Raw genomic sequence first — 15,765 nt, forward strand, 5'->3', positions numbered from 1 at the left:
TCGATGACGGAACCGAGCACTCGTCTCGCACTGCTCTCTCCCGCGCGCCTGGCCGACGTGCGCCGGCGGACCGGCGGCTACTCCGACAGGACCATCGCCAAGGCGTGCGCCATCGGGCTGGCCTACTGGGCGACCGGCCAGAGCCCCGGCAGTCTCGACCTCACCTCCGCCACCCTGTTCGCCGACGTCCTCGGATGGGCCGACAACGGCGGGGACGGGGTCGCCGGCTGGGAGGTCGGCGCGGACGGCCGGAGCATCACCGTCCCCGAGGGGGTCGCGCCGGCCGACGCGCAGCTCGCGCTGGACGACCTGGCCGACTTCCCGGATCGGCCCATCGGCACCATCGGCCCGTCCAGCGTGCCGGCCCGGCTCGCGGCCCTGGCCGAGTGGAACGACAACGACGTGGACCGGGTCCGCCCGACCATCGTGGAGATGTTCCGCGAGCAGGCTCGGACCAGGCCGGACGCCGTCGCCATCGTGGACGGGCACCGGTCGCTGACCTACCGCGAGGCGGCCGAGCTGTCCAACCAGCTCGCCCACCACCTGATCGACCGCGGGCTCACCGCCGAACAGATCGTCGGCGTCTCGCTGGGCCGCTCCGCCGAGATGGTGATCGGCCTGCTGGGCGTGCTCCAGGCGGGGGGCGCGTTCGTGCCGCTCGATCCGCAGTGGCCCGCCGCGCGCCGGGCGGTCGTCATCGAGGACGCCGGGGTCGTGGCGCAGCTCAACGACTCCGGCGAGCGCGGCGCGGGCGAGCCGGAGGCCGTGGCCGTCGATCTCGGCGACTGGCGGTTCGGCTCGTATCCCACCGAGGACACCGACATCGCCGTCCCCGGTCCCGCGCTGGCGTACGTGATCTTCACGTCCGGTTCGACCGGGCGGCCCAAGGGCGCGATGATCCGGCACGAGGCGATCAGCGAGCGCCTGCTGTGGCAGTCCCGCGAGATCCTGGGGTTCGGCCACGACGACGCGTCGCTGTTCAAGGCGCCGCTGTCGTTCGACATCTCCATCAACGAGATCTTCCTGCCGCTGGTGTGCGGCGGCCGGCTGGTGGTCCTGCGGCCCGGCGGCGAGCGCGACCCGCACCACCTGCTGAGCGTGATCGCCGAGCAGCGCGTCACCTTCACGTACCTGGTGTCGTCCATGCTGGACGTGCTGCTGGAGATCGCGGGCGGCTCCGGGCGGCTGGACAGCCTGCGGCACGTGTGGTGCGGCGGCGAGGTGCTGACCCCGGAGCTGTACGAGCGCTTCCGCACCCGGCTCGACATCCCCATGTACCACGGTTACGGCCCCGCCGAGACGACGATCGGCGTCTCGCACGTCATCTACCGGGGCGCGGCCGAGCGCCTGTCGACGTCGATCGGCAAGGCCAACCCCAACACCGAGCTGTACGTGCTGGACGAGGAGCTGCGCCCGGTCCCGGTCGGCGTCGGCGGCGAGCTGTACGTGGGCGGCTTCCTCCTGGGCCGCGGGTACGTCAACGCGCCCGGCCTGACGGCGTCCCGGTTCGTGGCGAACCCCTTCGCCGGGGACGGTTCCCGGCTGTACCGCACCGGCGACCTGGCGCGCTTCGCCCCCGACGGGTCGCTGGACTTCCTCGGCCGGGCCGACAACCAGATCAAGATCCGCGGCATGCGGCTGGAGATCGAGGACGTCGAGGTCGGCCTCGCGGAGCACCCCGGGGTCCGGCACACCTGCGTCGTCGCCAAGAAGAACGCGGCGGGCGGCACCTACCTGGTCGGGTACGTGATCCCGGCGGCCGGGCGCGGCGACCTGCGGGCGGACGAGGTCAAGGCGTGGGCCGCCGAGCACATGGTCGAGTACATGGTGCCCGCGCACGTCGTCGTGATGAAGGAGTTCCCGCTCACCGCCAACGGCAAGCTGGACCGGGGCGCGTTGCCGGAGCCGGCGATCGGGACGGGCGCGATCGTCGCGCCGGCCACCGAGAACGAGCGCCTGGTGTGCGCGGCGGTCGCGTCGGTGCTGCGGCTGGACGAGGTCGGTGTCGACCAGAACTTCTTCAGGCTCGGCGGCGACAGCATCCTGGCGATCTCGCTGCTGAGCGCGCTGCGAGACGCGGGCCTCCACCTCACGGCGACGCAGATCTTCGCGAGCCGCAACGTCGGAACGCTCGCCGCGGCGGCCACCCGTGACGACGTCTCCACCGTGGATCGCGGGGACGTCGCGACCGGCCTCGTCGCGGGGGCGCCCATCGTGCAGTGGCTCGGCGAGCACACGGACGCGATCGACGGCTTCGTGCAGTCGGTGGTGCTGAACACCCCGGCCCACCTGACCGCCGGCGCCCTCGGCGAGGTGCTCGCCGCCCTGGTCAGGCGGCACGACATGCTGCGCGCCAGGCTGGTGCGCGGCGAACGCTGGGGCTTCGACATCCCGGAGGCGGACGGGGCCGTCGCCGGGTGGGAGGAGAGCGACCGGCCGCTCGACGAGTGCGTCCGGCTAGCCACCGCCGGGCTGGCCCCCGACGACGGCGTGATGCTCCGTGCCGTCTGGCGGCGCGAGGCGCGGCAGCTCGTCCTGGTCGCGCATCACGTGGTGATCGACGGCGTGTCCTGGCGGATCCTGATGGAGGACCTGGCCACGGCGTGGCGGCAGCTCACCTCGGGCACGCCGATCCAGCTGCCCCCGGTGGGCACGTCGTTCCGGCGCTGGACGCAACTGCTGGAGCAGGCGGCGTTCGACGCGGACCGCGACCACTTCCAGCGGCCCCTGCCGGGAGCGGACGGGCCGCTGGGCAGGCGTCCGCTGTCCGCGTCCGACGTCGTCGCGCGCGAGCGGACCCAGGTCGTCCCGGTCGGCCCCGAGGTCACCGCCGCGCTGCTGGGCGAGATCCCGGCGAGGTTCCACGCGGGCGTCAACGACGTGCTGCTGACCGCACTCGCCGTCGCCCTCGCCAGGTGGCGGCGCGACCTCGGGCAGGACCAGACGTACGCGCACATCGAACTCGAGGGCCACGGCCGCGAGGGACGGTTCGTGGCGGGCGCGGCCGGCTACGAGCCGGACCTGTCGCGAACGGTGGGCTGGTTCACCACGCTGTTCCCGGTGACCGTGGACCCCGGCGCGGCGGCCGATCTCACCGCCCCGGACTATTTGTCCGCGGCGCTCAAGGCGGTCAAGGAGGACCTCGCCCGGGTGCCGAGCAACGGCGTCTCCTACGGCGCCCTGCGCTACCTGACCGGCACCGGGTTCACCGCGCCCACCCCGCAGGTGCTGTTCAACTACCTGGGCCGCTACGACGCGGGCGTGTCCGGGGACTGGCGGCTCGCGGGCGCCACGGGACAGCTGGGCGAGAAGCGCGACCCGGGGATGCGGCTGCCACGCGCCCTGGAGTTCAACGCGATCGCCGAGCCCGGCGCGAGCGGCGCGTACGAGCTGCTCACCACCATCTCCTGGCCGGACGGGATGTTCGCCGAGGAGGACATCGCGACGATCGGCGGGTACTTCCGGGCGGCCCTGACCGGGCTGGCCGCGCTCGACCAGGGCGGCCACTCCCCCAGCGACTTCGGCGCGGTGGCTCTCACGCAGGCCGACGTCGACGCCCTGGACGGCCCGGCGCTGCGGGACATCCTGCCGCTGACCCCGTTGCAGGAGGGCCTGTACTTCCACTCGGTCTTCGACGACGACTCGGCGGGCAGCTACGTCGAGCAGCAGATCATGACGCTGGACGGCGATGTCGACGCCGACCGGCTCGCGGCGGCGGCCACCCGGCTGTTCGACCTGTTCCCGAACCTGGCCGCGCGCTTCGTGGCCCTCGCCGACGGCCGCGTGGTCTCGGTGCTGGAGAGCGGGGTGGAGGCGCCGTTCACCACGCTGGAGCGCCCCGGCATCACCGAGGACGAGATCCGCGACCACGCCGAACGGGACCGCCGCGCCGGGTTCGACCTGGCCACCGGTCCGCTGATGCGCTTCACCCTCATCCGTACGGGTTCCGGGGGAAACGTGCTGGTGCAGACCGTGCACCACATCCTCGCCGACGGCTGGTCGGTGCCCCCGATGCTGCGCGCGCTGCTGGCCGAGTATCACGCGCCGTGGACCGCGTACCCGCAGGGCGGCTTCGCCGACCACGTGCGCGCGCTGGCCGCGCGCGACGACGACGAGAGCGACCGGGTGTGGCGCGATCAGCTCGCCGGCCTGCCCGGCCCCTCGCTGGTCGCCGAGGGGCACACCCCGTCCGGCCGGTACGCCGAGACCGCGGTGGAGCCGGACGACGACGTCGACGCGGCCGCCCGGTCGGCGGGTGTGCCGCTGAGCGTCGCCGTGCACAGCGCGTGGGCGGTGACGCTGGGCGGCATCCTGCCGGGCAAGGATGTGGTGTTCGGCTCCACGGTGTCCGGGCGCGACGCGGACGTGCCGGGCATCAAGGACATGGTGGGCCTGCTCATCAACACGATCCCCGTACGCGTCCGGTGGGACGCCGCCACCACGGCGGGCGAGCTGCTCGCCTCGGTGCGGGACCACCAGAGCGCGGTGCTGCCGCACCAGCACGTCTCCCTGACCAGGATCGGCCGTCAGGCCGGCGGCGGGCCCCTGTTCGACACCCTGGTGGTGTTCGACGTCGCGGCCGACGTGGACGCTCTGCGCAGGCCCGGCGACGAGTTCGCCATCACCGGCATCGTGAACGAGGGGGCCCCGCACTACCCGCTGACGCTGGTGGTGGAGCGCGCACGCGACGGCCGCCCGCGCTTCAACCTGATCTACGACGGGGAGCTGCTGCGGGAGGCGCGCGCTCAGACGATCCTGCGCGCGTTCACCCGGGCGCTGACCGGCCTGCTCACCCGGCCGGACGACCTGGTCCCGGGCGGCGCCGGGCGGCCCGCGCGGGTCACCCCGGCGACCTTGGGCGAGCTGTTCGACGCCGCCGCCGAGCGCGACCCGGCCGCCACCGCCGTCACCCAGTGCGGTCTCGACGGCGGCACCCGGTCGCTGACCTACGGCGAGCTGGCGGAGGCGAAGACCGAGCTGGCCGCGGCGCTGCGGGCGGCCGGGGTCGGGCCGGGCAAACGGGTCGCCGTCGCCGTCCCGCGCTCCGTCGAGCAGGTCGTCGCCCTGGTCGCGATCGTCAGCGCGGGCGGCGCGTACGTGCCGCTGGATCTGGCGTACCCGGACGAACGGCTGGAGTACGTCCTCGCCGACGCCGCCCCGCAGGTCGTGCTCGTGGACCGGGACCAGCGGGACCGCTTCACGGAGCTGGCGGCCAGGGCGGGCGTGCCGGCCCGCGTGCTCGTCCAGGGAGACGAGCTGCCGCTGGACACCACCGCGGCCGAGGTGAGCCGGCACGACCCGGCGTACGTGATCTACACGTCGGGATCGACCGGCAGGCCCAAGGGGGTCGTCGTCCCGCACTCCAGCGTGGTGACGCTGCTCGCGAACACCCGGCCCGACATGGACTTCGGCCCGGACGACGTGTGGGTGCAGTTCCACTCCTACTCCTTCGACTTCGCGGTGTGGGAGCTGTGGGGCGCGCTGGCGCACGGCGGTGAGCTGCTGGTGCCGGAGTACGGGCTGACCCGCTCCCCGGTCGACTTCCACCGGCTGGTCCGCGAGCGCGGAGTGACCGTGCTCAACCAGACCCCGTCGGCCTTCTACCAGTTCATGGAGGCCGACCGGCACGCCGGCGAGCCGGTCACCGCGCTGCGCCGGATCGTCTTCGGCGGCGAGGCGCTGGACCTCGGGCGGCTGCGCGGCTGGGTCGAGCGGCACGGCACCGGCTCGCCCGAGCTGGTCAACATGTACGGCATCACCGAGACCACCGTCCACGTCACCCACCGGGTGCTGACCGACGCGGACTTCGCCGCCGGCGACGGCGCCAGCCCGATCGGCGGCCCGATCCCCGGCCTGGTCACCTACCTGCTCGACGACCGGCTCCGGCCGGTGCCGCCGGGCCGGGTGGGCGCCATCTACGTCGCCGGCGACCAGGTGTCGCTCGGCTACCTGGGCAGGCCGGGGCTCACCGCGAGCCGGTTCGTGGCCGACCCGTTCGCGGGCGACGGCTCCCGCATGTACCACACGGGCGACCTCGCCCGCCGCACGCTCGACGGCGAGCTGGAGTTCGCCGGCCGTGCCGACGACCAGGTGCAGCTCAAGGGCTTCCGCATCGAGCTCGGCGAGGTGGAGTCCGCGATCAGGGAGCTCGACGGCGTGGTCGACGTGGCCGTCACCGTAGCGGGCAGCGGGGACCACCTGGTCGCGCACGTCGTGGGCCGGGTGCCCGGCGACGTCACCGGGCTGCTGTCGGCGAAGCTGCCCGCGCACATGGTGCCGCGCCGGGTGCTTCGCATCGAGGCGCTGCCGCTGACCGTCAACGGCAAGCTGGACCGCAAGGCCCTGAGCGCGCACGCCGGGCGGGACGACGCTCCGGTGCCCGCGGGCGATTCCGAGCACACCGCGCAGGACGACACCCCGATGCTCGCCGCGCTGGTCGGCATCTTCGCCGACGCGCTGCCCGGCTGCGAGGTGGACGCCGACACCGACTTCTTCAGGGCCGGCGGCGACAGCATCGTCATCATCACCGTGGTCAACCGGGCCAGGGCGCTCGGCCTGCCGATCACCCCACGGGACGTGTTCCTGCTCAGGACGCCACGCGCGCTCGCCGGACACCTGGGAGCGCCCCAGGCCACGGAGCCGGTGCCCGCCTCTCATGAGGACGGTCCGCTGACGCCGACGCCGATCATCCTGCGGCAGCGGGGGCTGGGCGGCTCCCTCGCCCGGTTCGCCCAGGCCAGGACGCTGGTGGCGCCCGAGGGGACCGGGTTCGCGGACGTCGGACGCGCCGCCGAGGCCGTCGTGGCCGCGCACCCCGCCCTCCGGCTGCGGCTGCGCGTCGAGCACGGGGTGTGGGCGCTGCGCACCGAACCCGCCCGGCAGGTCACCGTCGCCCGCACGGACGCGACCGACGCCACGGCCGTCGCGAACGAGGCCGCCGGACGGCTCGATCCCGAGGCCGGGGAGATGATCGCGTTCTCCTGGCTGGCGGCGAGCCGGACTCTCGTGGTCACCGTGCACCACCTCGCCGTCGACGCGGTGTCCTGGCTGGTCCTGCTGGACGACCTGGCCGCCGCCCTGCGCGGGGCGGCCCTGGCACCGCCGACCACGTCCTACGCCGAGTACGCCGGCGCGCTGGCGGCGGGGTCCGCCCAGGCGATCGACGACCTCGGGCACTGGGTCGGCACGCTCGAAGCGCCCCCGCTGCTGCCCGTGGTCGAGCGGCTGCGCGAGACCGTGGTGGAGGTCGCGCCCGAGGTGACCGCCCGCGTGACGCGTACCGCGCCCGCCACGCTCGGCGTCGGTGTCACCGAGCTGCTGTGCGGCGCGCTGCGGACCGCGCTGACGCACGTCCAGCCCTCGCCCACCGACCTCGCGATCGAGCTGGAGCGGCACGGCCGGGTCCCGGCGCTCGAACACCACGACTACACCCGCACGGTCGGCTGGTTCACCTCCATCGCCCCCGTACGGCTCACCGCGCACACCGACCCCGTCGCGGCGGCGCGCGAGCTCGCCGAACGCCAGCCGGACGAGCGCGGGCACGTCGCCTACGGCCAGCTCAGATACCTCAACCCGCAGACGGCGCCGCTGCTGAAGGCGCGCCCGCAGGTGCTGTTCAACTACCTCGGCCGGGGCAGCGAGTCCCAGGCTCTGCAGATCACCGGCGGCGATCCGGGCAGCCCGTACGCCGTCGAGGTCAACACGTGGATCGACGCGGCCACCGGAAGCCTGCGCGCGGTCTTCACCCTCGCCGAAGGCGTCCCCGACGAGCTCACCGAGCACTGGCGGCGCGCCGTGGAGCGGATCGCGGACGCCGCCGCGACCGTCGAGTGGACGGCGCCGGTCACCCCGCTCCAGAGGGGCCTGTTCTTCCAGGCCCAGCTGGCGGGCCCGGCCGGGCACTACGTCGCCCAGAACTACTTCACCTTCGACCGGCGGCTGGACACCGCCGCCCTGGCCGAGGCGATGGCGTACGTGATCGCGCGGCATCCGGTCGTGGGCGCCGGCTTCACCACCGACGCCGGCGGCGACCCGGTCCAGGTCCTGGCGGCCGGTCGGCGGGTCGACGTCCGCATGGTCGCGCTGTCGACGGACGCGGAGGTCGAGGCCCTGCGCGCCCGGGACCGCGACACGGGCTTCGACCCGGGTGAGCCGCCGCTGATCCGGCTGACCGTGGTGCGCCTGCCCGGCGACCGCGACGGCCTGCTGCTGAGCTACCACCTGCTGCTGTGGGACGGCTGGTCCCGCGAGATCGTGCTCCGGGACCTGTTCGACGCCTATGAGGCCGTCCTCGCGGGACAGCTACTGGACCCGGTCCCGGCCACGCCGAGCTTCGAGCGCCACGCCCGGGCGCTCGCCGCCAGGGACCTCGCCGCGTCGGAACGCTTCTGGGCCGGTCACCTGACCGGCCTCCCCGGCCCGACGCTGCTCGCCGGGCCGTCGCCGTCGCTGCCGGACGAGCTGCCGAGCGCCCTCGTACGCACGCTCTCCCCCGGGCAGTCGGACCTGCTGCGGGAGGCGGCAAGGACCCACGGCGTCACGCTGAACTCGGTGCTGACCGGCGCGTTCGGCCTGCTGCTGGGCGCGCACACGGGCCGCGGCGACGCCGTCTTCGGCGTGACCGTCTCCGGCCGGGAGGGCGAGGGCCTGTCCGACATCGTCGGCGTGCTGCTCAACACCGTCCCCATGTGGACGCGGGCCCGGCCGGACGACACGGTACGGGAGTATCTGTCCGCCGTGCAGGCGGCCAGGGTCGCGGCGATGGAGCACGAGCACCTGGGACTCGGCGAGATCCAGCGGGCCAGCGGGCACGACACGCTGTTCGACAACCTGTTCGTGCTGCAGAACTTCCTGGACCTGGACGCGCTCGCCACGATGAACGCCCGGCACGGTATCACCGAGGTGCGCGCCGAGGACTCCACGCACTACCCGTTCACCTGGGTCGTCACGCCGGGCGACCGGCTCACGATCAAGCTGGAGCACCGCGACGACGACGGGGAGCGCGCCCGCCGTCTCCTGGACGACTACGTGCGCGTGCTCGAGGAGCTGGCCCGCTCGACCGGGCCGGTGGGCGCGCTGCGAGGGCTGGGGCCGGAGCCCGAGCCGGCCGTACGCACGGACGTCGGCACGGACACCGTGGTCGACCGGTTCGACCAGGCGGCGGACGGCGGCCCGCAGCGCGTCGCGCTCGTCGCCCACGGCCGGACCATGACGTTCGCCCAGCTCAGGGACCGCAGCCGCGCGGTGGCGGGGGTGCTCGCCCGGCGCGGCATCGGCCCCGAGACGACCGTGGGCCTGGCGATCCCGCGCTCCCCCGACTCGATCGTGGCGCTGTTCGCCGTGCTGCGCGTCGGCGCCGCGTACGTGCCGCTGGAGCTGGACCACCCGGACGAGCGGATCGCCGCGATCGTCGCGGACGCCCGCCCGGACGTGATCCTCACCGTGAGCGCGGTCGCTCCCCGGCTGACCGGCGACCTGATCGAGCTGGACCGCCCCCTGCCCGGGGCCGAGCCGTTCACGACGTTCGCGCCGGACGACCCGGACCGCCTGCGGCACCCGGCGTACACCATCTACACTTCCGGATCGACCGGGAAGCCCAAGGGCGTGGTGACCGGGTACGCCGGGCTCACCAACATGCTGATCAACCACCAGCGCCGGATCTTCGAGCCGGTGCTGGCGCGGCACGGGCACCGGGTCTTCCGGATCGCGCACACCGTGTCGTTCGCGTTCGACATGTCGTGGGAGGAGCTCCTGTGGCTCGCCGACGGCCACGAGGTGCACATCTGCGACGAGGAGCTGCGGCGCGACGCGCCCCGCCTGGTCGAGTACTGCCTCGAGCACGGGATCGACGTCATCAACGTGACCCCCACCTACGCGCAGCAGCTGGTGGCCGAGGGGCTGCTCGACGACCCCGCGCGGCGGCCCGCGCTGGTGCTGCTGGGCGGCGAGGCGGTCACCCCGGCGCTGTGGCGCCGACTCGCCGAAACCGAGGGGACGGTCGGCTACAACCTGTACGGACCCACCGAGTACACCATCAACACCCTCGGCGTCGGCACCTTCGAGTGCCAGGACCCGGTGGTCGGCGTGGCGATCGACAACACCGACGTGTACGTGCTGGATCCGTGGCTACGGCCCGTGCCGGACGGCGTGCCCGGCGAGCTGTACGTGTCGGGCGTCGGCATCGCGCGCGGCTACCTCGGGCAGCCCGCCCAGACCGCGCACCGGTTCGTCGCCTGCCCGTACGGCGAGCCCGGCGAGCGCATGTACCGCACCGGCGACCTCGTGGTCCGGCGGCCCGACGGGAACCTGATGTACCTGGGCCGCACCGACCAGCAGGTCAAGATCCGCGGGCACCGGGTGGAGCCGGGCGAGGTCGAGGCCGCGTTCGAGGCGCACCCGGCGGTGCGGTTCGCCGCCGCGGTCGCCCAGCCGGACCCCCAGGTGGACGGCGCGTACCGGCTGGCCGCCTACCTCGTGCTGGGCGACTCGGACCTCGCGACCGTCGCCGCCGAGGTGGGCGCCGCGCTGCCGGACTTCCTGCGCCCCACGCACTACGCCCAGGTCGACGCCATCCCGCTGACCGTGAACGGGAAGGCCGACGCCAAGGCCCTGCCGGAGGCCAGGCCGCTGGGCGCGCTGACCACGGCGGGTGAGCGCGGCCCGGCGACCGGGACCGAGACCGTGGTGTGCGAGTTCTTCGCCGAGGCGCTGGACCTGGACGACGACGAGGTGAGCGCGGTGAGCGACTTCATGTCCCTGGGCGGGCACTCCATGCTGGCGGTGCGGCTGATCGGGCTGCTCCGCCGCGAGTACGGCCCCGTGATCACCATTCGTGACCTGTTCGCGCTGCGGACCCCCGAAGCGATTGCCCGGCACCTCGATGACAACTCCTGACCGTACGGGGTCCGGCATCCTGCGGACCGCACTGCGACGCAACGCGGGCGCCATGGCCTGGGGCACCGTCCTCATGGGCATGTACCAGGCCGGCGAGACCGCCTTCCCCATCGCGCTCGGCCTGATCGTCGAGCACACGATGCGCGAGCGCGGCCTAGGCTCGCTCGCGGTGTCGATCGCCGCGCTGGCCGTGATCATCACGACCGTGTCGCTGTCGTGGCGGTTCGGGATGCGCATCCTGCAGAAGGCCAACACGACCGAGGCGCACCGCTGGCGGGTGCGGGTCGCGGCCTGCGGGCTCCAGCCCGTGGCCAGGGACGTCGACCTCAAGTCCGGCGAGGTCCTGACCATCGCCACCGAGGACGCCGACCAGACCGCCGACATCATCGAGGTGGTGCCGCTGCTGGTCAGCTCGCTGGTCGCGGTGCTGATCACGGCGATCGCCCTGGGCACGGCCAACGTGTGGCTCGGCCTGCTCGTGATCGTGGGAACCGTCGCCATCCTGTCGATCCTGAGCGTGCTGTCCAGGCGGATCGGCGCCGGTACCCGCGAGCAGCAGGCCAGGGTGGCGCGGGCGGGCGCGAAGGTCGCCGACCTGATCACCGGCCTGCGCCCGCTGCACGGCTTCGGCGGTACCCACGCGGCGTTCCTGTCCTACCGGAAAGTCAGCACCGAGGCGAGGAGTCAGGCCGTCACCGTCGCCAAGGTGAACGGCGCGTACGCCGGCGCCGCGCAGATCCTCAACGCCATCCTCGCCACCGCGGTGACCCTGGCGGCGGGGTGGCTGGCGTTCGACGGCCGGATCACCATCGGGCAGCTTGTCATGGCCGTGGGGCTGGCGCAGTTCATCATGGAACCGCTCAAGCTGTTCTCGGAGATGCCCAAGTACGTGATGATCGCGCGCGCGTCGGCCGAGCGGATGGCGCTGGTGCTGGCCGCGCCCGCGGTGATGACCCCGGGGCCGGAGCGGCCGTCCGCGGGCGGGGACCTGGAGGTCGACGGCGTCCGGTACGGGGCGCTGCGCGAGCTGAAGTTCCACGTGTCGTCCGGGGAGTTCGTGGCGATCGCCGCCTACCAGGCGCGCGCGGCGGCCGATCTCGTGTCGATCCTGGCCGTGAACGTCCCGCCCGGCGCGTACGAGGGCGTGGTGCGGGTCAGCGGGCGGGAGGCGGCGGACCTGGCGATCGAGGCGGTCCGCGAGCGCATGCTGGTGAACCCGTACGACGGGGAGATCTTCGCGGGCACCCTCCGCACGAACATCGACCCGGCGGGCACCGGCCGCATGGTCCCCGAAGCCGTCGAGGCGTCCATGCTGGTCGACGTGGTCGCCCTTCACCCCGAAGGGCTCGACTATGGCGTCCGCGACCGCGGCGCCAACCTCTCCGGCGGGCAGCGCCAACGGCTGTCGCTGGCCCGCGCACTGGCCGCCGACGCCGACATCCTCGTCCTGCACGACCCGACGACGGCCGTCGACGCGGTCACCGAGCAGCTCATCGCGCGCAACGTCGCGGAGCTGCGCCGGGGCCGCACCACCGTCGTGATCACCAGCAGCCCGGCCCTCCTCGACGCCGCCGACCGGGTCCTCGTCCTGGACGACGGCGTCATCACCGCGGAGGACACCCATCGCAACCTGCTCACCACCGACGAGAACTACCGCCTGGCCGTGGCCCGGTGAACCCAGAAGGGATCAAGCATGACCACCAACCCGTTCGACGACGCCGACGGCCGCTTCCTGGTCCTGGTCAACGCCGAGAACCAGCACTCCCTGTGGCCCTCCTTCGCCGCGGTCCCCGCCGGCTGGACCGTCGTCCTCCCCGAGAGCAGCCGCGCCGCCTGCCTGGACTACATCGAGCGGCACTGGACCGACCTGCGCCCGCGTTCGCTGGCCGAGAGGCTCAGCTGAGCACGCAGCTCACCTGGGGCGGCGTGTTGGTGGCGTTGTTCCAGGTCGCGTTGAAGCCGAACGCGGTGGACGCGCCGACCGGCAGGCTGCCGTTGTAGGCGGCGTTCCGCGCCGTGACGGTGGCGCCGTTCTGCGTGATTGCGGTGTTCCACGATTCGCGGACCTGCTGCCCGTCGGCGAAGACGAGGGTCGTCGTCCAGGCGGAGGCCGCGCGCGTGGCGGTGTTCTTCACGGTGACCTCGGCCTGGAAGGCGCCGCCCCACTGGGAGATCACCCGGTAGGCGGCGGTGCACCGGCCGTCACCGGGCGTCGGGGTCGGCGTCGGGGTCGGGGTCGGAGTCGGGGTCGGGGTGGGCGTGGTCGGCGGGATCACGCCGTCGAGCACCCGCGCGAGCGCCGGGTACCAGCGGTCGGCCATCTTCTGGAAGCCGGCGTCGTTGGGGTGCACCCCGTCGCCGGTGTCCGTGGCCGTGTTGAAGCCGGTCCACTGGTCCACGACGACGATGGGCGACTGCGCGGTCGTGAGGCCGGCGGCCCAGCCCGGGATCGCGTTGTCGAGCGCCGTCACGCCGGCCGCGCAGGTGGGGCAGCCGGACGGGTTCATGGGGATGATCTGCGCCACGATGATCTTCATGGTGGGGTTGTTCGCGCGCATCTGACCGACCAGCTTCGTGTACGCGGCCAGAACGGTGCTGGTCGGGATGAAGCCGCCCCACATGTCGTTGGTGCCCAGGTGCATGAGGACGATGTCGGGCCTGGCCGCGGCCAGCCACGGCGGCAACTGGTTCTGGTCGGCGATGCCGGTGGCGGAGTAGCCGCCGTGGCCCTCGTGGTCGCCGTCGTAGGTGTAGCCGTAGTTGCAGCCGCCGTCGGGGTCGCTGCCGACGAAGTCGATGCCGGTGTACCCGGTCGTCTGCAGGCGGTGCCAGAGCATGGCGCGCCAGCAGCCGGGTCCGGCGGTGATGGAGTCGCCGAGCGGCATGATGCGCACGGGCGCCGCCGCCGACGTGGCGGGCAGGGCGGCCCCGAGGGTGACCGCCAGCAGGAGCGCGGTGAGCAGGGCGTACAGGTGGGATCGGCGAAGCATCGGTGACTCCCCGGGTGAGGCGGCCCGGCCCGCCCGGTGGCGAGCCGGGCCGGGGGTTCTACGAATAGGGGTTCTGGGTGAGCAGGTGTGCCTTGAAGCCCTCGCCGTACGTGCTGGTCGGGGTGCCGTTGTAGTCGGTGATGAGGACGTTGCCCTGGCTGCAGCCCCACGGGTTCCAGGTCCAGGCGGTGTATCCGACGCCGTGCGCGTCGGCCCAGGCCATCACCTGGTCGATGTAGTCGTGGGCGCAGGAGTTCTGCCCGATCTCGCCGGCGTGCACGGGCACCTGCGCGGCCACGGCGCCGACCTGGCTGTTCCAGCAGGAGACGTTGGAGCAGGTGTTGAAGTTGTACGTGTGCCAGGCGGCCATGAGGTTGCCGGCCGGGTCGGTCGGCTTGTAGGTCAGCCACTGGCTCAGGTCGTTGGACCAGGCCAGGCCGCCGAGCATGATCACGTTGGTGGCGCCGGTGGCGCGTACGGCGTTGACCAGCGACTGCATGCCGGCCACCTGGTAGCTGATGCCGGTGCAGGTGCCGCCGTCGCGCCAGCAGGTCCAGCCGGCGGTCGCGTTCCAGTTCGCGGCGGCGTCCGGGTAGGGCTCGTTGAACAGGTCGAAGACGACCGCGTTGTTGCCCTTGAACGCGTTGGCCACGCCGGTCCAGAACGTGGGCGCGTACTGCGCGTCCGGCATCGGCTTCTGGCAGGTCGCCGCGGTGTCGGAGCAGCCGGCGCCCTGACCGGTGTACTGGCCGTAGTTCCAGTGCATCTCCACGATCGGCGTGACGCCGTTGTTCACCAGCAGGTTCACGTAGTCCTTGACGTTCTGCTGGTACGCGGCGCCGCTGGGCGAGCCGTTGGTGCCGATCCAGCACTCCTCGTTCAGCGGGATCCGGACCGCGTGGATGTTCCACGCCTTCATGGCGTCGATCGAGGCCTTGTCCACCGGGCCGCTGTCCCACATGCCCTTGCCCTGCACGCAGGCGAACTCGCCGCTGGCCCGGTTGACGCCGAGCAGCCGGTAGGTGTTGCCGTTGTTGGCGACCAGCTTGTTCCCGGTGACGCGCAGGATCGGCGCCGGGAGGTTGGTGCCGTCGTCGTCATCGGCCTCGGTGGCGTTGACCGTGACGCTGGTCAGGCCGGAGGAGGCGACGCTGATGGGCCGGGTGCCGTTGAGCCGGTCGGTGTCCTGTGCCGCCCGGAGCGTCACCGTCTGCGGGGTGCTCCAGTTGGCCGTGGTGAAGGTCAGGGAGGCACCGGCGCTCACGGTGATGTCGCCGTCGCCGGTGCCCGCGGTGCTGGTGACCGTCACGTTGCCGGTCGGCTGGGACTGCAGGCGGACCGTGTAGCTCGCGGACCCGCCCTCGGGCACGCTCACGCTGGTCGAGGAGACCACCAGAGCCTGCTGCTGCGGGCCTCCGTTGCCGTTGCCGACGCACGAGACGCTGGGCGGCGGGTTGTTGGCGCCGGTGTAGGTGCCGTTGAAGCCGACGGTCCACGTCGCCCCGGTGGCCTTGGCGGCGTTGTAGGTGGTCGGGTTGACGGTGACGGCCGCACCCGCCGGGGTCGGCGCGGCCGGGGTCGGCACGCCTTCCCACATCTGGGTGATCACCTGGTTGTCGGGGAAGTCGAAGCTCAACGACCACTTGGTCAACGGGTCACCGGTGTTGGTGACGTTGATGTTGGCGCCGAAGGCGCTGCCGTTGTCCCAGACCTTGGAGTAGGTGGCCGAACACGACGCGGCGGCCTCGGCAGCGGTCTGCGCGGCGGCGAGACCGAATCCGGCGAGCAGCACGGCGGCCGCGGCCGACAAGGCTCTGCGCCACGAGTTCCGGTGAATGGACATGGGGGTTCTCCGTGACTTATCGATGGGAGCGCTCCCAAA

5 protein-coding genes are annotated in these 15,765 nt (G+C 73.0%); 3 read left to right on the forward strand and 2 right to left on the reverse strand.

Features of this window, described 5'->3' with window-relative positions; genetic code table 11:
* Positions 1-3: 3 nt before the first annotated feature.
* From ABZX61_RS32165 to ABZX61_RS32175, 3 genes are read left to right on the forward strand one after another with little or no spacing between them, the layout of a single operon-like run.
* The gene (locus ABZX61_RS32165; protein ID WP_355199885.1) at positions 4-10,893 is read left to right on the forward strand and encodes an amino acid adenylation domain-containing protein; all 10,890 of its coding nucleotides are present in this window, start codon (positions 4-6) and stop codon (positions 10,891-10,893) included.
* Complete coding sequence (locus ABZX61_RS32170; protein WP_355199886.1) at positions 10,880-12,568, forward strand: ABC transporter ATP-binding protein; 1,689 nt, start codon at positions 10,880-10,882, stop codon at positions 12,566-12,568. The genes ABZX61_RS32165 and ABZX61_RS32170 overlap by 14 nt, the downstream gene beginning before the upstream one ends.
* Before the next feature lie 18 nt (positions 12,569-12,586).
* The gene (locus ABZX61_RS32175; RefSeq protein ID WP_355199887.1) at positions 12,587-12,796 is read left to right on the forward strand and encodes an MbtH family protein; all 210 of its coding nucleotides are present in this window, start codon (positions 12,587-12,589) and stop codon (positions 12,794-12,796) included.
* On the opposite strand, the gene ABZX61_RS32180 is transcribed toward ABZX61_RS32175, so the two are convergent.
* A complete protein-coding gene (locus ABZX61_RS32180; RefSeq protein WP_355199888.1) occupies positions 12,789-13,883 on the reverse strand; it encodes a cellulose binding domain-containing protein in 1,095 nt (364 codons plus the stop codon). The genes ABZX61_RS32175 and ABZX61_RS32180 overlap by 8 nt on opposite strands.
* A gap of 58 nt (positions 13,884-13,941) precedes the next feature.
* Positions 13,942-15,726 (reverse strand): cellulase family glycosylhydrolase, encoded by a 1,785-nt coding sequence (locus ABZX61_RS32185; RefSeq protein ID WP_355199889.1) that lies wholly within the window; start codon positions 15,724-15,726, stop codon positions 13,942-13,944.
* Positions 15,727-15,765 lie beyond the last annotated feature (39 nt).

Origin of the sequence: Nonomuraea sp. NPDC003709 (assembly GCF_040610775.1) — a bacterium.
GTDB classification, from domain to species: Bacteria; Actinomycetota; Actinomycetes; order Streptosporangiales; family Streptosporangiaceae; genus Nonomuraea; species Nonomuraea angiospora_A.